Source organism: Ketobacter sp. (assembly GCF_003671495.1).
Classification (GTDB): Bacteria; Pseudomonadota; Gammaproteobacteria; order Pseudomonadales; family Ketobacteraceae; genus Ketobacter.
Genome location: NZ_RCHN01000043.1, coordinates 53,844 through 73,613 on the forward strand (window position 1 = coordinate 53,844; position 19,770 = coordinate 73,613).

The following is a 19,770-nucleotide window of genomic DNA, read 5'->3' on the forward strand; positions in this document are numbered from 1 at the left end:
TATCAGGAATCTGAGCGCGCGAAACGGAACAGCGTGATCACCAGAAAACAGAATAATGCTGCGCCGATGGCAAAGAGTAAAGAGGCCGCACGCAACGGCCGGTGTTCCACCTCAAAGCGCACGGTATTGGACAGCACACCCCCGCTGCCATCCACCAGACGCGCGAAATACACACCGTCAGCAAAGCCGCTCAGGTGCACCTGTTGCTGCCCGGTCAGCACCGGTGAGCGGACCACCTGCTCCAGCCCGGCATCGAGCCCGACCTGCAACTGAACCGCCGTCACCTCCGGTAACTGTTTCCAACTCAAACCAATATAGCCTTCGCTCACTTTCTGATCACTCACCGAAAGAAGCGCAGGAAAGGCACCAAAGGAGACACTGGCATGCACCAAAAACGCACAAAAAAGCAGCGCTTTTGCCACAAAATTGAAATAAACGGGGGACTTGGGAGCCATAGAGGACGGTAACGCGACCTTCGACTGTAAGTTAAGGACACAGACTAACAAAGCTTAGTGCTCAATTCAATTTCAGGCTGCCGGTACGCCAACAGATCATCCGGGGTGTTGACGCTCCTGAGCCTCCAGTTTCCTGGCCACGTCCCCCGGTGAACCGGTACGACGGGCCAACAATTCATAAGCCACCGGCACCACAAACAAGGTAAACAGAGTGGCTGCCAGGGTGCCGGCCAACACCACCACGCCGATCACCAGCCGGGTTTCCGCACCGGCCCCACTGGAGGTGATCAGGGGAATGGAACCGGCGGCGGTGGTGATCCCGGTGATCAGAATGGGTCGGAAACGCACCTGGGTGGCCTCCAGAATCGCCTGCTTGAACTCGGTGCCCTGATCGCGCAATTGATTGGCAAACTCCACGATCAGGATGCCGTTTTTCGACGCCAACCCCACCAGCATCATCAGCCCGATCTGGGAATAAATATTCAGGGAGCTGCCGGTGAGGTAGAGCCCAAACAGGCCGCCACACATGGCCAGGGGCACCGTCAACATGATGATGAACGGATGCACGTAGCTTTCAAACTGGGCCGCCAGCACCAGGAAAGTGACCATGATGCCCAGCAGGAAAATAAACAGGATGCTGTCACCGGAGAACCGGTAATCCCGGGACTGGCCCTTGTAGTCGATGTTCACATTGGGGGGCAGATGCTCACGCACCAGCCCTTCCAGATAATCCAGTGCCTCCCCCAGGGACAGGTTGTCCTGCAGGTTTGCCTCCAGGGTGATGGCCCGCACCCGGTTGTAGCGGTTCAGTGCGGTGGCGCCGGCGAATTCTTCCAACCGCACCAGGTTGGCCAGCGGCACCAGTTGGTCCAGCCGTTCGGAACGCACATAAATATTCTGCAGGCTGATGGGAGTGCTCTGATTGTCGCGCACCCCTTCCAGGATCACATCGTATTCCTCACCCTGGTCGTTGTAGGTGGTGACCCGGCGGGAGCCCAGCATGGTTTCCAGAGTGCGCCCCATATTGCCCACCGACACCCCCAGGTCCGCCGCCCGGTTATAGTCGATGACCACATTCAATTGGGGCTGGGTCTCTTTGTAATCCCAGTCCATCCCCACCAGCCCGGGATTATCCGCTTCGATTTTCTCCATCAGGATGTCCCGCCACTGGGCCAGCTCCTCGTAGGTGCCACCGCCCAGCACAAACTGCACCGGCTTTTGCAGACCGCCGCCAAAACCCTGCCGCATGATGGGGAAGGCATTTACCCCGGGCAGATCCGCCATCTTCTGCCGCACTTCGTTGATGATGACAAAGGCATCCCTGCGCTGGCTCCAGTCGTTCAGCAGCACAATCACCACCCCGGTATTGAAGTTGGCCACATTGCCCCATCCCCGCGGCGTGCGCACCAACAGGCGGGTGATCTCACCGCTTTCTACATAGGGCATCATGCGACGCTCAATTTCATCCATGTACTTTTCCATGTACTCGAAGGTGGCGCCTTCCGGACCGTTTACCAGCAGGAAGAACGCGCCTCGATCCTCCCGCGGTGCATACTCCGAAGGAATCGCCTTGAACAGGGAATAGCTGGCCAGCATTAACAGGATAAAACCCACCACCACCACCCAGGGCGCCCGCATGCAGAACTCAATGGAATGACCGTAGCCGGTTTTGAGCCAGTCAAACACCGAATCCACCAGCCGCACCACCGGGCTGTGCTCGCTGTTGGCCTGTAACACTTTCGACGCCAGCATCGGTGATAAGGTCAGTGCAATCAGCGTGGAGAAACACACCGCCGCCGTCATGGTCAGGGCAAACTCGGAAAACAGGCGGCCCAGATCCCCCTGCAAAAAAGCGATGGGCACAAACACCGCCACCAACACCAGGGTCGTGGCGATAACGGCAAAGCCCACCTGGCGGGTGCCCCGATAGGCGGCCAGCAGCGGCGGCTCACCGTATTCCTGCATGCGGCGCACGATGTTTTCCAGCACCACCACAGCATCATCCACCACCAGGCCGATGGCCAACACCAATGCCAGCAGCGTCAACAGATTCACTGAGAAACCAAAAATCAGCAGCGCCACAAAGGTGGCCACAATGGACACCGGCACGGTCACCGCGGGCACCAGCATGGCCCGGGCGCTGCCCAGGAACAAATAAATCATCAACACCACCAGCCCGATGGCAATGGCCAGCGTTGAATACACCTGGTTCACCGCGCCTTCCACAAACACCGAGGAGTCGTAGCTTTGCTCCAGGCTCATATGCGAGGGCAACACCGCATTGACCCGATCCCGCTCCGCTTTGGCGGCCCGGGTGACCTCAATGGTGTTGGCAGTGGATTGCTTGATGATGCCAATGCCCACCTGGGGAATACCGTTGCCGCGGAATACGGTGCGGCTTTCCTCGGTGCCCCGCTCCACCCTGGCTACATCCCCCAACCGCACCAGATAGCCATTGTCACCGCGGGCCAGCACCAGGTTGCGAAAATCCTGTTCATTGGCAAACGCCCGCTGCACCCGCACCGTCAGCTGGCGGGTGTCGCCTTCGATGGCGCCGGCAGGCAGCTCCACGTTTTCCGCCCGCAGGGCCGACTCCACATCATTGGCGGTCAGGCCCCGGGCAGCCAATTGATTGCGGTCCAGCCATACCCGCATGGCGTAACGCTGGGCGCCGCCCACCAGCACCCGCCCGACGCCATTGAGGGTGGAAAAGCGGTCCACCAGATAACGATCCGCGTAGTCGGACAGTTCCGGCACCGTCATGCCTTCTCCCACCAGGTTCAGCCACATGATGACATCATCATCGCCGGATTCCTTGCGCACTTCCGGCGGGTCGGCTTCCTGGGGCAGATCATTGGCGATGCCCGCCACCCGGTCCCGCACGTCGTTGGCCGCCGCGTCGATATCCCGCTCCACGTCGAATTCAATGGTAATGCGGGAGTTGCCGTCATTGCTCACTGATGCCACATACTTGATGCCCTCCACCCCGGCGATACGCTCTTCGATGATCTGGGTGATGCGGGTCTCCACCACCGCTGCCGCGGCACCGCGATAACCGGTATTGATGGTGACCACCGGCGGGTCAATGCGGGGGTATTCACGCAGGGTAAGCCGCTCAAAGGCCACCAGGCCAAAAGCGATCAACAACAGGGACAGTACCGACGCAAAGACCGGGCGCTTGATGGACAGATCGGATATCAACATCTCAAAGACCTGTTTTTGTTGCGGTGAAGGCCGGTGAAGATTCTGTAATGGCCACCGGTGTGCCCTGCCGCAGCTTCAGGCTGCCGTCCACCACCACCGGCTCGGACGGAGCCAACCCCTCAAGAATTTCCACCCGCCCCAGCAGACGGGTACCAATATGAACCCGGCGCCGCTGGGCCTGGGCCGCATCGCCGGACCCGGCAACCACGAACACGTAATGCTCGTCGCGCTCCTGTACCAGCGCGGATTCCGGAATCACCATGGCCTGGCGGGGGTTGCTGAGGAGCTTCACCTCCATCAGCAGGCCAGCCCTGAGTTGACCCTGCGCATTATCCAGGATGGCACGCACCGTCACCGAGCGGGACACCGGGTCCACCTGGTTATCCACTGACTGAACTACCCCTTCAAACACTGCATTGTTCAGGGCGCGGGCAGTGGCCTGGATCGCCACGCCGGGTTTGAGTGAGGTCAGAAACAGGGAAGGCACGCTGAAATCCAGTTTCATACGCCGGTCGTCCACCAGGGTGGTAATGGCATCGCCGGGGGACACATAAGCCCCCGGACTCAGGTTGCGCAAGCCCACCACGCCGGCAAAGGGTGCCCGCACCAGTCGGTTTTCAAGGCGCGATTCAATGGCCGCCACACGGGCCCGGGCCACATAGAATTCACGCTGTTTCTCATCCAGCAGGGATTGGGAGGCATCTCCGCGCTTGGCCACCGCTTTGATACGATCCAGTTGGGACTGGGCTTCATTCAGGGTGTATTTGGCTTCCTGCAACACGGCCTGTTCTTCAGAGCTATCCAACTCCACCAGCACATCGCCCTTGGCCACCCGCTGCCCGCTTTCAAAATGAATGGCGCGGATGATCTCCGCCACATTGGCGGTCAACACCACGGACTCGTTGGCCTTCAGGGTGCCCAGGGCTTCCAGCGGATCGGCAATGGGCTCCACCGTCACCGGTTTCACCACCACACCCACCGTTGCGACGGCCGACCAGGACAGCCCGGATGAAAGGCAAAACAGCACCAAGGAAACACTCAGCCAAAGGCAACGCACAGTCCGCATGAACGGATCTCCAGTTTCAGGAACGCAGGGAATACAGTGTCAGACACTATGCCACGAATTTAGTTTAAATGGTTTTTATCCTGTCTCGATGAAAGGCAAGATAACCGGAATGGGATAACTGGCGAAGCAGTCAGTGAAGAGGTCAGACAGAAGCGGGGCGTCGGTCAGGCCACAGACGCTGGCCCACCAGCAGGATCAGCAGCCCCACCAGGATAGCGGGCATACCTTCATACATAAAACTGTGTAATCCGGCGAAACGCCAGATCAATGAAACCGCCAATCCCGCTATAACCGCAATCATAGAAAGTGTTTGCCCTGGATGGCGGCCGCTACACAGCACCAGCAGCAAAGGCGCAAACGCACTCGCCAACGCTGACCAGGCCAGGATCACCAAACTGAACACCGACTCGCGATTCAGCAATGCCCAAGCCAGTGCCAGCATACAGACCAACGCTGTCACCCATTTGATGGCACGGGTGCTTTCAATGCGCTGCGGCAGCACATCGTGGGTGAGCGCCGCAGAGCAACTCAGAATCAGGGAGTCGGCGGTGGACAGCGTGGCTGCAAAAATGCCTGCCAGCATCAACCCCACCAGCACCGGAGGAAAGAGTTGTTGCGCCATGGTGGGCAGGGCAAGTTCGGCATCGAACGCCGCCGGATCACCCAGGTAAACCCGCGACAACATGCCCACCCCGGTGGCCATCGCATAGAACGCCAGGAACCACAGGTAGTACCAAAGCCGCGCCCGCTGCATCCGCCGCGGATCATCCAATGCCATGAATCGAATCATAATGTGCGGCTGACCGATTACCGACATGCCGGCAAACAACCAACTGATCGCAAACAGCACCCCACCGGCCAAGCCCGGCAAGACAAGGTCTTTGGGAAACCAATCCAGGAAGCCGTCCACGGTGGACATTCTATGCAGGGATTCCGATACACCCCCCAAGGCGGCAGTGGCCACCCACAGCATCGCGCCCATGGCCGTGATCATCACCACCGATTGAGCGGCATCGGTCCAGATGGAGGCCCGAATGCCCCCGGCCCAGCAATAAGCCAGCACCAGGGTTGCCCCCATGACGGCGCCCCCCCACGTCGGCCAGTCGAACAGGACATGCAGGGCTTTGCTGCCGGCCACCAGTTGGGCGCTGGCATACGCCAGCAGGAACACCAGCGATATCACGCCGATCAGGCGCTGCAGTCCGTCACGACGCTGCGCACCCGGTGCGCCTTTGTACCAGTGGCTCAGGACACCGGCGTAACTGACTTCGCCACTGCGCTGGGTGGCCTGGCGCAACCGCTGATGCACGAAGAGGGACGCCAGAAAATCCCCCAGAATCCAACCCAGCATGATCCAGATGACAGCGAGCCCGGTGGCATAGGTGTAGCCGATCACCCCAATGAACATGTAGCCGCTGTTGTTGGTCGCCACCGCCGACAGACCCACCAGCGCCGGGTGTACCGAGCTGCTGGCCAGGTAATAGTCCTGCTTGGTGTGACGACTGCGCCGTACCGAGCTCAGCCCGATGGCAACAAACACCCCCAAAAACAGCAGAAAACTGGTTACCACCACCGGCACACTCCCCAGAGTTCAGTTGGCCCTGTTAACTCGCCAGGCAAATAGCCCGCCCGTGATCGTGAACTTCCACCAACTGACTGTGCAAGGCTTTGATGGCCGCCTCGTAGTCATCCTCGTCCACAATGAACTGCATGTCCACCTGACGCATGGACTGGTGCATGGCCAACACGCTGATATTGCATTCCGCCAGGGCCGCCACCGTCTGCGCCAGCATTCCGGGCACCTGCATATCACTGCCGATGGCAGAGACCACTGCCACCTTTTTCTGCTTGATCTCGGCATCGGCAAAGCGCTGTTCCAGTACAGTGCAGATGCGCTTGACGGTTTTCAGGTTGGTGGCCAGGTAATGGGTGATGGTATTGGCGTTGATATCCTTGGAAACAATATGCCCATGAAACCGATCGATCACCGCCAGGGTATCCCGGTCCACCTGGTGGATGTTGCCCGCCATATCCTGGTCGAACACCTCGATGGCGTACACACCACGACAGCCAGCGATGATTTCCACCCGTGGTGACTCACTGACATAATCCCGGGTAATGAGGGTGCCACCGTGTTCCGGCTCAAAGGTGTTTTTCACCCGCAGGGGAATATTGTGTTTGCGCAATCCCTTGGCGGCCTTGGGATGAATCGCCTCCATGCCCAGGTTGGCCAGTTGATCCGCCACATCGTAGTTGGTGCGCCCGATGGGCACCGCGTTCGCCTCACCCACCAGACGGGGATCGGCACTGCTGAGATGAAATTCTTTATGGATCACCGCTTCCCGTGCACCGGTCAGCACAGCAATCCGACTGAACGTCATCTCACTGTAGCCACGGTCGAAGGTCGACATCAGGCCCTGCTCACTGTGCGCATAGCCGGTGACGATGGGCAGCTGGCGACTCAGGTCTATGCCCTGAAACGCCGATTCAATGCGTTCATCCAGGGACATGTGTTGCTCTGCGCGCCAACCGGTAAGATCCACAAAACAGGCATTGACCCCGTCCTGCTGCAGCAGTTTGGCCATGTTCCAGGCGCTGTGGGCCTCACCGATACTGGCCAGCATTTCCCGCACGGTATGCAGATGGGCATCCAGGGCAAAGTGGCCGTGCTGGCACAGGCGCCCCAGATCCGTCAGGCAGCGTTCCGCGTCATCCAGGCGCTGCACCACAAAGGCATTGGCTTCCTGCCGCATCCATTGCTGCGTGAACAGCTCGGCATTGATGCTCAGTAATTGCTGCTTCAGCGCCACCAGCGCATCCCGCCAGCCCTCTTCGCTGACCCCGCGGGCAAACAGCTCATACACCCCCGGCTGGCCGGTTTTCTTGTGCTCCAGCAGCTGGTTGGTCACGCCACCATAGGCCGAAACCACGAACACCCGATTGTATTCCGTCTCCCCACCTTGGGGCCCCAGAATAATATTGTCACGAACAGCGGCGTAATGACTCATTGAAGTGCCGCCAATCTTCTCAACACTGTGAAAAGACATTGCAGATTATTCCTCTATTTTTTCAGCGTCCAACTCGTAGGCCCCTGCGGCATTGTGCACTTCCTTGCCGGTCAACGGCGGATTGAACACACAGGCCATTTTCATTTCCTCAAAGGCGCGCAACACATGCTGGTCGTGTTGGTCCAGGATATAAATGGTGCCGGGCTCGATGGGGTACTTCTTGCCGTCAGCCAGGGTTTCCACTTCGCCCCGGCCCGACATGCAGAACACCGACTCCAGATGATTCTGATAGTGCATCTGGAAATCCGCACCTTTGTAAATGGTGGTGATGTGAAACGAAAACCCCATGTTGTCGTCTTTGAGCAGCAGTCGGGTGCTGTCCCAGTTACCTTTGGGGTCGACGATTTTGCGGCTGCTGTTTTCAGCCGCCTGTAATGTTCTAACAATCATGTTGATGCCTGTTATCGGTTTGAGTCGCTACTGTTTGCTGTGCACAACCGCGGCTTCAGCCGGCGGCCTTTTTCACCACATAGAACTGACGCTCTTTTGGAATCCGGCCTTCCTCTTCACAGACTTCCTTGATCGCCTGCTCCACAATATCAATACCCTGTTTCAGGGATTCATCGCCAATGATCAGCGGCACCAGAAACTTGATCACCTGATCGTCGGCACCACTGGTTTCGATCACCAAACCATTACGAAACGCTTTGCGGGTGATTTTTTCCGCCAGGGTTCCGTTGACACAGTTGATGCCACGGAACATGCCCCGCCCACGGCTGGTGAAGTTGCCTTCGCCGTACTGTTCCACGATGGACTCCAGGCGCTGGCGAATGTATTCACCCTTGCGCTGGATTTCCTGCGCGAAGCGGTCATCCGACCAGAAATGATCAATGGCGGCTTTGGCGGTGACAAAGGCCAGGTTGTTGCCGCGGAAGGTGCCATTGTGCTCACCGGGTTTCCACTGATCCAGTTCCGGTTTGATCAGCACCACCGCGAAGGGCAGCCCGTAACCGCTGAGGGATTTGGACAGGGTGACGATGTCCGGCTGGATACCGGCTTCTTCAAAGCTGAAGAAGGTGCCGGTGCGGCCACAGCCGGCCTGGATATCATCCACAATCAACAGCACATCGTGTTTGCGACAGACCTGCTCCAGGTGCTGCAACCATTCGATGCTGGCGGCGTTGATGCCACCCTCACCCTGCACGGTTTCCACAATGACCGCCGCCGGCTTGTCGATGCCGCTGCTGGAATCCGACAGCACTTTGTCCAGATAGTGTGTGGTGTCGAAACCTTCACCCAGGTAGCCATCATAGGGAATGCGGCTGGTGCCCCCCAGGTTGACACCGGCGGCGCCACGGTGGTGGGAATTGCCGGTGGCCGCCAGCGCCCCCAGGCTGACACCATGAAAGCCGTTGGTGAAGGAGATGATGTTATGACGACCGGTGACGTTGCGGGCCAGCTTCATGGCCGCCTCCACCGAATTGGTGCCGGTGGGCCCGGTGAACTGCACCATGTACTCCAGCCCCCGGGGCTTGAGGATTTTCTCGTTAAAGCTTTCCAGGAATTCACCCTTGGCGCGGGTGTGCATGTCCAGCCCGTGGGTGATGCCATCCCGCAGGATGTATTCCATCAGTTTTTCCTTGAACACCGGATGGTTGTGACCGTAGTTCAGTGTGCCGGCTCCGGCCAGAAAATCCAGGTAACGGTTGCCTTCCTCATCGAACAGATACTCACCCTGGGCCTTGTTGAATACCCGGGGGAAGGACCGTGCATAACTTTGTACTTCGGATTCGATTTCTTCAAAAATTTTCATGTTTTTTGCTCCGGTGAATTGGGTAACGTTGGACAGGGTTTCGATGTCCGGTAAGGCATCGCGCTCGAATGGGCCAATGCGGGCTAACATTTCGCTGTCGTGATCGCCGCGGAAATGCTGGTCGCGATCAAACAACACCGCTCGCCTCAACTCAGTTTCCAGGCGCCGGGCCACCCCCTCAAACAGGCCCCAGGAAGCGTCATTGTCCGGGGTTACGGTGGTTTCCAGATAGCGCACACCGGCACAGGCGGGCCGCGCCAGGATGTGTTGCACCATACGCCCCGCCAGGCCCTGGCCGCGGGCGGCAGCACTCACCGCCACCTGCCAGATAAACAGGGTGTCCGGGCGCTCCGGAATCCGATATCCGGATATAAAGCCCACCATCTCGCTGCCATGGTGGACCGCCACGGAGGTGTCGGCAAAGTGGGTGCACTGCAGCAGGTTGCAGTATTGGGAATTCGTATCCAGAGGTGGACATTGGCTGATCAGGCGGTGGACGTCCGCACCATCCCGGGAATCGGGCGCGCGGAAGCGCAGATCCATCTGACGTGAAGTTCGAGAAGTCATAAGTAATTACGCTACTATTTATTTGAATACAAAATAATTTAGAGATGCAATAGCAAGAAGGCTGGCTGAGACAATCGTATATTTGTCTTTTAAAGGCATATTACTGGCTTGATTCAAAAACACGATATACATTGTACTCAAAATAAATATAATGTCCAGCCCGCCACAGACATGGCATGTATTTTGAACACTACGGGTTGGATGCATGGGCACATCCGCGTACACCGTCACATTGATTGTTCCCCGCCGCCCACGCCACGTATACTTGACCGGCTGAGCGCCTTGCCGGCTGGGTGGAACCAGATGGCAACCCGGCAACAGAAGGGCATGGGCGAGTAAGACCCGTAATGAAACGCGGTATTAATGAGAAAGGGTACTAACAAGAAAGGTATGGACGTTGAGCCAAATTGAAGCAGTACTGATTGCCCTGCGCCGGGTGATCCGGGCCACGGATCTCCATTCCAAGCATCTGGCCAAAACCACCGGATTGACTGCCCCCCAGATCATGTTGTTGCAGGCCATTCGGGATAAGGGGCAGGCCTCCATCGGCGAGCTGGCCAACGACATCAGCCTGAGCCAGGCGACGGTCACCAGCATCATGGACCGCCTGGAAAAACGTGAGCTGGTGTATCGCCAACGCTCCCAGGAGGACAAGCGCAAGGTCCACGCCCACCTCACCGAGGCGGCCCACGAAGTGCTTAAAACCGCCCCCCTGCCCCTGCAGGATCACTTCACCCGGGAGTTTCTGAACCTGAAGGAATGGGAGCAATCCATGATCATCTCGGCGCTGCAGCGGGTGGCGGAAATGATGGATGCCCAGGACATCGATGCCTCCCCGGTGCTGGATGTGGGCACTCTGGATCGGGTGGACGCCCTGGAGACCATGGACACCCCGCAGGAGACACCGGCACAATAACGCTCTGTTATCCCGGCCACCCCCCGTCGCAAGGCTCTGCCACGGGTGGAGATATTACAAAAAGCTACATTTATCTCAGCACTGCACCATCATCAGGCAGCTTAAATAATCCACTGAAAATCGAACCTATTTTGTGCACCAAATAAGCGCCCCTGTAGATGACAGTGTTTTATTGAGTCCCCCTGACGGCCCCACCACTGCCTGATTCTTGACCGGCTCTGCCCCGGTTACTAAACCTGTAGTTGACACTTTTAAATTTAACTCCGTCACACTTTCAATGAGGAACAGCCCGTGAAACGCATCATTCTGTCATGCGCAGGACTCTTATTGTCTGCGATTTCCGGTAGCGCTTTTGCAGGAGAGCAGTCCATTACCGTCAATATGAACACTCTCTGGATCGTCACCGCGTCCGTGCTGGTGTTTTTCATGCAGGCGGGCTTCGCCCTGCTGGAATCCGGCAGCACCCGGGCCAAAAACTCCATCAACGTGATGATGAAGAATTTTATCGACGTGTGCCTGGCCAGCCTGGTGTTCTGGACCGTGGGTTACGGCCTGATGTTCGGCCAGAGCAGCACCGGCTGGTTCGGGGAGTCCAATTTCATGATGAATGACGCCTCTCATCAGGACTACACCGTGCTGCTGTTCCAGTCCATGTTTGCCGCCACCGCCGCCACCATCGTCAGCGGTGCTATTGCCGAACGCACCAAGTTCACCGCCTACATTATTTGCGCGGTGGTGGTTACTGCGGCCATCTATCCAATATACGGCTCCTGGGTGTGGAACGGTGACGGCTGGCTGGCGCAAAAAGGCTTTGTGGATTTTGCCGGTTCCACTGTAGTGCATTCTGTGGGTGGCTGGTGTGCCCTGGCCGCGGCCATTGTCATCGGCCCCCGTCTGGGTCGCTTTGATCGCACCACCGGCGCGCCCCGCGAGATCCCCGGTCACAATCTTTCCCTGGTGGCGCTGGGGGGCTTCATCCTGTGGATGGGTTGGTTCGGTTTCAACGCCGGCTCCACCCTGGAAGCCTCTGAAAACCTCGGCACCATCGCCCTCAACACTCACTTGGCCGCCTGCGCTGGCGCCGTGGGTACGGTGGTGTTCGCCATTCTGGCCCGTCAGCCCATTCTGCTCACCTCCTGCGTGAACGGTGCCCTGGCCGGACTGGTGGGCATCACCGCCGGCTGCGCCACCATGGACCCGCAATTTGCCGTACTCACCGGTTTCATCGGCGGCATGCTGGTGATTCCCAGCGTCCACCTGCTGCTGCGCTTCAAAATCGACGACGTTGTAGGTGCAATTCCAGTACACGGTATCGGCGGCGCCTGGGGCACCCTGGCGGCGGGTATGTTCTATCAGGGCGACCTCTACAACATTGACCGCATGCTGACCCAGCTGGTGGGCATCGGTGCCGGATTCGCCTGGGCCTTCTTCGGCAGCCTGGTGCTATTCCACCTGATCAACCTGGCCGTGGGCATGCGCGTGGACAGCGAGCACGAACAGCGGGGCCTGGACTTCACCGAGCATCACGAAGTGGGTTATCCCGAATTCCATCAACTCACCCAAAGCTACAAATAAGAAAGGAGGTGAGCCATGTCGCTCAAGGATCGAAAGCATGCTTTTCTGAATGTTCTGGCGGCCAACCTGGACAAAGGGGTTCGGGACGAGGTCATGACCTTCTGGGAAGAAAAATATTCCACCCGCCCGCAGTTCGGTGTCAGCGCCTTTCTCGATGAGCTGTACAGCAAATACAGCATCCCCATCAAGAAGGGCCAATTGTTCCGGGAACTGTCGCGGGCGACCATGTCCGCCGCCGGCGCCAGCCGCCCGGAGCGCGCCAGCGCCCTGGAGCCAGACGCCACAGAAGTGATCGACAAGAACGGATTGGTGGTCTATCAGGCGCTGCAGGATGAATTCACCGCGCTGGCCAAGCCGGCAGACCGGATGAAAATCACCAAGGCCCAGTTCGATGGCATCCAGGCCCAGAATCAGTACGACTCCACCAGCATTCGCAACGTGATGGAGTGGTTGCGCGGTGGCCCCAAAGCCATGCCCAACCGCGCCGAGCTGGGTTTATTGCGCAAACTGTTCAATCTGGGTTACGTGGAAAGCTGTCATCTGTACGGCCCGGTGAAAACCGACCAGATGCTGAATACCGCATTACAAAAAACCAATAACATCCCCGAGGCGCACATTACGCCCCCGGTTTATTTTATCTAACCGGTTTTCGGCACCACGGTGCCGACATTTGAAGGGCTGGCTGCTGCCAGCCCTTTTTTTCAGGCCGCACGTTCAGCAAACCAGCGCAGCCACAGAAAATACAACACCGGCAACACCAACAGAGTCAGCAACACCGCGGTGATCATACCCCCCACCATGGGCGCGGCGATCCGGCTCATCACTTCTGAGCCGGTACCGGAGCCGTACATCACCGGAATCAGGCCCACGATGGTGGCAATGGCGGTCATCATCACCGGGCGCACCCGCAGACTGGCCCCCTCCACCACCGCCGCCTGCAGTGCCGAAGGATCGTGGATGCCCGACTCCGGCCCGCGCTTCAATTCCGCATACGACTGCTTCAGGTATTGCAGCATGATCACGCCGGTTTCTGCCGCCACCCCCGCCAATGCGATGAACCCCACCGCCGTGGCCACAGAAAAATTGAAGCCCTCATACCACATCAGCACTACGCCCCCCACCATGGCCAAGGGCAGGGTGACGATGATCATGGTCACCTCGGCGAAGCTGCGGAAATTCATGTACAGCAACACCACAATCAGCATGAAGGTCAACGGCACCACATAGGTCATCTTCTGCTTGGCCCGCTGCATGTATTCGTATTGCCCCGCCCAGGTAATGGAATAGCCGGCGGGCAGGTCCAACTCGGTTTTCACCCGCGCCTGTGCCCGCTCCACGTAACGGCCCACATCCACGTTGTCGATATCGATAAAGGTCCAGCCATTGAGGCGGGCATTCTCGCTTTTGATCCCCGGCGGCCCCTGCTCAATATAAACCCGGGCCACGTCCCCCAGGGTCACCAGCTGGGCGCTGGGAGTGACGATGGGCAGCAGGGCCAGTTTCTCCGGGCTGTCCCGATAGTCCTGGGGGTAACGCAGGTTGATGGGGTAACGCTCCAGGCCCTCCACCGTTTGCGCCACGTTCATGCCCCCCACTGCGGTGGCCACCACCTGCTGGATATCCGCCACGTTGAGGCCGTAGCGGGCGGCCTGCTCACGCTGGATGTCCACTTTGATGTAGCGGCCACCGGCCACCCGCTCGGAATACACCGAGGCCGTGCCAGGCACGTCCTTGAGCAGGATTTCCAGACGCTGTCCGATGCCTTGGATCACATCCAGATCCGGTCCCGCCACCTTGATGCCCACCGGGGTTTTGATGCCGGTGGCCAGCATGTCGATGCGGGTTTTGATGGGCATCACCCAGGCATTGGTCAGGCCCGGCAACTGCACCAGACCATCCAGTTCTTTTTTCAGGGAATCGGTGGTGACACCCGGCCGCCACTGATCCCGCGGCTTCAACTGAATAAAGGTCTCGATCATGGTGAGCGGTGCCGGATCGGTGGCGGTTTCCGCCCGGCCCACCTTACCGAACACGTTCTCCACTTCCGGCACGCTGCGAATCAGCTTATCGGTTTGCTGCAACAGTTCCCGCGCCTTGCCGATGGAAATGCCCGGATAGGTGGTGGGCATGTACATCAAATCCCCCTCATCCAGGGGAGGCATGAATTCACTGCCAATCTGGCGCAGGGGAATAATGCCCAACAGCGTTACCAGCAGCGCCACCAACGCGGTGCTCACCGGAAACCGCAGCAACACGCGGATCACCGGCCGGTAGCAGGCAATCAACAGCCGGTTGATGGGGTTGCGCTTTTCGGCAATCACCTTGCCACGGATGAAATAGCCCATCAGCACCGGCACCAGGGTTATGGCCAACGCCGCCGCAGCCGCCATGGCATAGGTTTTGGTAAACGCCAGAGGCGCAAACATACGCCCTTCCTGTGCCTCCAGGGTGAACACCGGAATAAAACTGACGGTGATGATCAACAAACTGAAGAACAACGCCGGCCCCACTTCCGCAGCAGAATCCGCCACCACCTGCCAGCGGTTTTGTGGCGTCAACGGCGTGCGCTCCATATGCTTGTGCATGTTCTCGATCAACACGATGGCACCGTCAATCATGGCACCGATGGCAATGGCTATGCCCCCCAGTGACATGATGTTGGCGTTCAGGCCCTGCCAGTACATGATGATAAAAGCCACCAGTATGCCCACCGGCAAACTGATGATGGCCACCAGGGAGGAACGCACATGCAGTAAAAACACAATGCACACCAGCGCCACCATCAGCAGCTCTTCCCCCAGTTTATGCCACAGGTTTTCCACCGCCCGGGCAATCAGGGCAGAGCGGTCATAGACCGTCACCAGCTCCACACCATCGGGCAGCCCCTGTTGCAACTGCTCCAGTTTGGCCTTCACCCCGTCAATGGTTTTCTGGGCGTTTTCACCAAAGCGCATCACCACCACACCGCCAACGGTTTCACCCTCACCATTAAGTTCTGCAATGCCCCGTCGCATCTGCGGTCCCAGGGCCACTTCCGCCACGTCTTTCAGCAACAGGGGCGTGCCATTCTGATTCACGCCCAGGGGAATGTTTTCCAGATCCTGGGCACTTTGCACGTAGCCGGTGGCGCGCACCATATACTCCGCTTCCGCCATTTCCACCACGGACGCCCCCACCTCCTGGTTGCCCTGACGGATGGCGTTTTGAATGTGCGCCAGGGGAATGGCGAACGCCCGCAGCTTGTCCGGGTTCACCTTCACCTGATACTGCTTCACCATGCCGCCCACGGACGCCACTTCCGACACACCGGGCACCGTCTGCAGTTCGAATTTCAAAAACCAATCCTGAATCGTGCGCAACTGGCTGATGTCGTGGCGACCGCTGCGATCCACCAGGGCGTACAAATAGATCCAGCCCACGCCGGTGGCATCCGGGCCCAATTGTGGATTGGCATTGGCGGGCAGATTGGGGGCCACCTGGCTCAGGTATTCCAGCACCCGGCTGCGGGCCCAATACAGATCCGTGTTCTCATCAAAGATCACATACACATAGGAATCACCGAAAAAGGAATAGCCCCGCACCGTCACGGCACCGGGCACCGACAACATGGCCGTGGTCAATGGATAGGTGACCTGGTCCTCCACCACCTGGGGCGCCTGACCGGGATAACTGGTTTTGATGATCACCTGCACGTCGGACAGATCCGGTATGGCATCCACCGGCGTGTGCTTCAGCGCATAGGCCCCCATGCCCAGGATGATGAGCGTGGCCAGCAGCACAAAAAACCGATTGAACACCGACCAGCGAATGATGGCTTCAATCATGGCTGCTCTCCTGCTGCGTCCCCTGCTGCGTCCCCTGCTCCAACACATGCACTTGGGTCACCACAAACGACCAGTCCGGTGTAATTTCAAACTCGAAATGAATCTGCATACCGGGCCTGAGGGCCGTCATGTCCACCGACTGCGCCACGTCAAAGTCCATGGTGGCCGCCTCCCGCCCCCATTTGGGAATGGCCTCGCGGGAAATATTCAGCACGCGGTTATCCACATCCACCCCATTGATGACGCCCATCACATCAGCACGTCGGTCCGCCTCCGCATCAGTAGACGGCGGTTCTTCGTGATGCATGCGTTTGAAGTCAGAGGTTTTCGAGGATTCCGAATCCAGCAGGAACTGGGCTGCAGTCACCACGGTTTCGCCGGGGGCCAGCCCTTCCAGGATTTCCACCCGCTCCTCTGCCATGCGCCCCACTTTGACCTCGATGGATTTGAAGCGGCCACCCCCCAGGGCCAGTACCACCCGGTCGCTCTTACCGGTGCGGATCAGGGCTTCCCGGGGAATCAACACATTGCTGCTGTCGGTGCGGGCATGAATCATCACCTGGGCGAACATATTGGGTTTGAGGGCGGCATCCGGATTGGCAAACCGCATCCGCAGTTTGATGGTGCGGGTCTGCTTGTCCAGGGTGGGATACACGTAGTCCACCTTGCCGCTCCAGCTGCGCCCGGGCAGATAATCCAGGGTCATGGTGACCTCTGCCCCCACCTGCACCAGGGAGGCCTGGCGCTCAAACACCTCCGCCTCCACCCAGACTTCATCCAGGGCACCGATGGACATCACCGTGGTGCCGGGCTGGATAAAAAAGCCTTCGCGGATATTGAGATTGTCCACCACCCCTTTTTGCGGCGAGTACAGGGTGATGGTCTGGCTGACCCGACGCCGTTCACGCAACTGCCTGATGGTGGCCTCGTTGATCTGCAGCGCCTTGAGGCGGTCATGGGCGGCACTGATCAGGCGCTGGTTGTTGCGCTCCAGGGCCAGCAGATACTCTTCCTGGGCATTCACCAGCTCCGGCGAATATAAATCGTAGAGGGGCTGGTCTTTCGCCACCGGATCCCCTTCGGCTTTCACATACAGTTTTTCCACCCACCCCTGCACCCGTGGATGCACATGGATCAGTTTGTCCTGGTTGTATTGCACATAGCCCACGGTGTGAATTTCGGTGAGCAGCACTCCGCTGTGGGCGGTGGCGGTGCGCACTCCCAGGTTGTTCACCACCTCGGGGGAAATGGTGATGGTGCCCGGACCTTCGCCCTGACCAGCTTCATCCTCTGCGTAGACCGGAATCAGGTCCATCCCCATGGGGGACTTGCCCGGTTTATCGCGGCGGTAGTTGGGGTCCATGGGCGCCACCCAGTACAACGGCTGCGGTTCACTGCTCTGGTTGCCTGCCCCCGACAGACCAAGCTGTGGCACCAGCAACCAGGTCAGGGCGGCCCCCGCCACAACACCAACCACCACACCGGCCAATACGGCAGGCACTAATGCGACTTTATTCATGCTCAGTCCCTCCCTGTGCGGAGTCATATTCAGAATCCACCGCAGTAAACAGATAATTCAATTGGGCTGCGGTCTGCTGTTGTTGCACGGCAATGGCCAAGGCATCGATTTCGCCATTGAGTTCCGCAATGCGTGCCCGCATGACTTCGGCAAAGTCGCCGTTATCGTTGGTATAGGCGGTGAGCGCGGCTTCCGCCTGCTCATGAATCTGGGGCAGCAGAGTCTCCTGATAGAGCCGATGACGCTGCCCCAGGCGCAACCACTGAGCCCGGGCGGCTTCAAACTCCGCCAGCAGGGCTTTCAGGCGCAGCCACTTCTGGGTTTTGATGGATTCCACCTTCGCCACCGCGGCGGACACTTCACGGTCCTGGCGATTACCGGTGAACACCGGCAGATCAAAGGACACCCCCACGGAGAAAAAATCCGCCCGCGGATTGCCCATGGGATCATCCTCACGATAGCCGTAGCTGGCGTTTAAACCCCATTCCGGCTGATATTTTTGTCGGGCCAGATCCACATCCGTCGCGGTAGCCACGATCTGCTGTTCCAACATTCGCACCGAGGGGTGTTGCAGGAAATAAGGCGTCAATGCCTGCCAGTCCACATCGTTTTCCAGCACAGAAGCCGGCGCCACCAGGGCGATCTGCGGCAGAGTCTCGGGCTCTGATGAAGGCAGCTGTACCTGCGGCCGCCGCACCTGTACATCCTCCACCTGCCCGAGCCATTGCCCCAGGCTGGCCAGGCCCGTGTCCCGTTGCTGCTGCAGCTGGGTCAGACGGTCGTCGATGCGGGTGAGCTCCAACTGGGCCCGAATCAGATCCTGCTGGCGGGTGCGGCCCAAGGCGGAGGAATAACTGCTTTGGGTGATGGCGGACATCTGCTCAAACAGGTAACGGTTACGCTCGATCAGCTCGATGGTGGCCTGGCTTTTCCAGGTCTCCAACCACAGGTGGCTCACCTGCTGCTGGATCTGCGCCGCCCGCTCCTGGCGTTCAAACGGCATCACCTGACTGCGCAGTTGCAGTTGCTTGCGCTTCAATGCCCGCTGCTCACCGCGGGGAAACATCTGGCTGATGCCCACCTTGAACTGGGTCATGGGTTCCTGATCAAAATCCCAGGTGTTGGTGGGTAAATTGGCGAAGGCGAGACTGACCTTCGGATCCGGCAAGGTTCCGGACGCCACGCTCATGTCCTCCATGGCGCGCTGGGCATGACGGCTCCCCTGGAGCCAGGCATCCTGCTCCCGGGCCAGGCTCACCGCCTCGTCCAATGACAGGATTTGTGCTTGCACAGTAAGGCTGGCCAACAGGCTGCACACCAACACCGTGCGTTGACAGATTTGAAAATACGGCGGTTTCATAACGGCCCCGACTCAAGTTAAACGGTACGCCCGAACCCATCGGGCAGACGGATTTATCCTGGGTCAGGCCGCCATCGGCGGTTTCTTGGGCAGAGAGGGGGGAAGCAGGGAATAAACTTGGTGGGTAAAGTGGATGCGTTCCGTGGCACCGAACAGGGCGAAGGTCAACGGTGCCGCCAACGGCACACCGTGCCCGGCTCCACAGGTCGCGGCCGGGCAGTGACAGGCACCGGGGGCACAGCAATCCTGTTCAGCGCGGACAGCCTGATGCCGCAGCGGCGGTGATGGCACGGCGTCAACCTGCTCGGCGTGAACGTCATGCACAACCTGCCCGACTTGGGTTTGATGTCCGGTTTTGGCCTCATGACAGTTTGCTGCCTGGGCTGTGCTCAACAACGCACCGGCTCCCCAGATGCCGAACAGCATCAGGGTGAACCGGATCAGGTATGTCACAGAGGAATAT

At 58.9% G+C, this 19,770-nt stretch carries 14 protein-coding genes and 1 pseudogene; 3 read left to right on the top strand and 12 right to left on the bottom strand.

The features are described from left to right. Positions 1 to 2 precede the first annotated feature (2 nt). The 8 genes and pseudogenes from D9N14_RS19390 to ectA form a co-directional block, all read right to left on the bottom strand. Positions 3 to 344 (bottom strand): hypothetical protein, encoded by a 342-nt coding sequence (locus D9N14_RS19390; RefSeq protein WP_290582854.1) that lies wholly within the window; start codon positions 342 to 344, stop codon positions 3 to 5. 207 nt (positions 345 to 551) lie between these two features. Further along, entirely contained in the window at positions 552 to 3,659 is a 3,108-nt protein-coding gene (locus tag D9N14_RS19395) for an efflux RND transporter permease subunit (RefSeq protein WP_290582856.1), read from the bottom strand. A 1-nt stretch (position 3,660) separates the two neighbouring features. Next, the gene (locus D9N14_RS19400) at positions 3,661 to 4,725 is read right to left on the bottom strand and encodes an efflux RND transporter periplasmic adaptor subunit (protein ID WP_290582858.1); all 1,065 of its coding nucleotides are present in this window, start codon (positions 4,723 to 4,725) and stop codon (positions 3,661 to 3,663) included. A 142-nt stretch (positions 4,726 to 4,867) separates the two neighbouring features. Beyond that, on the bottom strand, positions 4,868 to 6,298 hold the full coding sequence (locus D9N14_RS19405) for a sodium/proline symporter (protein WP_290582860.1): 1,431 nt from the start codon (positions 6,296 to 6,298) through the stop codon (positions 4,868 to 4,870). Positions 6,299 to 6,329: 31 nt separating this feature from the next. Next, positions 6,330 to 7,772, bottom strand: coding sequence for an aspartate kinase (locus tag D9N14_RS19410; RefSeq protein ID WP_290582862.1), 1,443 nt, complete (start codon positions 7,770 to 7,772; stop codon positions 6,330 to 6,332). Positions 7,773 to 7,778: 6 nt separating this feature from the next. Next, complete coding sequence (locus D9N14_RS19415; protein ID WP_290582864.1) at positions 7,779 to 8,183, bottom strand: ectoine synthase; 405 nt, start codon at positions 8,181 to 8,183, stop codon at positions 7,779 to 7,781. 55 nt (positions 8,184 to 8,238) lie between these two features. Further along, complete coding sequence (gene ectB / locus D9N14_RS19420) at positions 8,239 to 9,546, bottom strand: diaminobutyrate--2-oxoglutarate transaminase (RefSeq protein WP_290583117.1); 1,308 nt, start codon at positions 9,544 to 9,546, stop codon at positions 8,239 to 8,241. 75 nt (positions 9,547 to 9,621) lie between these two features. Next, positions 9,622 to 10,113, bottom strand: a pseudogene (gene ectA, locus D9N14_RS19425) (diaminobutyrate acetyltransferase); the annotation flags it as partial. Positions 10,114 to 10,510: 397 nt separating this feature from the next. Between ectA and D9N14_RS19430 the strand changes: the two are divergent. The 3 genes from D9N14_RS19430 to D9N14_RS19440 all read left to right on the top strand — a co-directional run bounded on the left by D9N14_RS19430 (position 10,511) and on the right by D9N14_RS19440 (position 13,246). Continuing rightward, positions 10,511 to 11,029, top strand: coding sequence for a MarR family winged helix-turn-helix transcriptional regulator (locus D9N14_RS19430; protein ID WP_290582866.1), 519 nt, complete (start codon positions 10,511 to 10,513; stop codon positions 11,027 to 11,029). Between the two features lie 291 nt (positions 11,030 to 11,320). Further along, positions 11,321 to 12,604: an ammonium transporter gene (locus tag D9N14_RS19435; RefSeq protein WP_290582868.1), complete on the top strand. Its 1,284-nt coding sequence runs from the start codon at positions 11,321 to 11,323 to the stop codon at positions 12,602 to 12,604. 15 nt (positions 12,605 to 12,619) lie between these two features. Next, positions 12,620 to 13,246, top strand: a complete 627-nt coding sequence (locus tag D9N14_RS19440; RefSeq protein ID WP_290582870.1) for a hypothetical protein — start codon at positions 12,620 to 12,622, stop codon at positions 13,244 to 13,246. Positions 13,247 to 13,305: 59 nt separating this feature from the next. On the opposite strand, the gene D9N14_RS19445 is transcribed toward D9N14_RS19440, so the two are convergent. From D9N14_RS19445 to D9N14_RS19460, 4 genes are all read right to left on the bottom strand, one after another. After that, a complete protein-coding gene (locus D9N14_RS19445) occupies positions 13,306 to 16,428 on the bottom strand; it encodes an efflux RND transporter permease subunit (RefSeq protein ID WP_290582872.1) in 3,123 nt (1,040 codons plus the stop codon). After that, complete coding sequence (locus D9N14_RS19450; RefSeq protein WP_290582874.1) at positions 16,421 to 17,947, bottom strand: efflux RND transporter periplasmic adaptor subunit; 1,527 nt, start codon at positions 17,945 to 17,947, stop codon at positions 16,421 to 16,423. Before D9N14_RS19450 ends, D9N14_RS19445 begins: the two co-directional genes overlap by 8 nt. Further along, positions 17,940 to 19,307, bottom strand: a complete 1,368-nt coding sequence (locus tag D9N14_RS19455; protein WP_290582876.1) for a TolC family protein — start codon at positions 19,305 to 19,307, stop codon at positions 17,940 to 17,942. Before D9N14_RS19455 ends, D9N14_RS19450 begins: the two co-directional genes overlap by 8 nt. Before the next feature lie 63 nt (positions 19,308 to 19,370). Beyond that, positions 19,371 to 19,760, bottom strand: coding sequence for a hypothetical protein (locus D9N14_RS19460; RefSeq protein WP_290582878.1), 390 nt, complete (start codon positions 19,758 to 19,760; stop codon positions 19,371 to 19,373). Between the last annotated feature and the right edge of the window lie 10 nt (positions 19,761 to 19,770).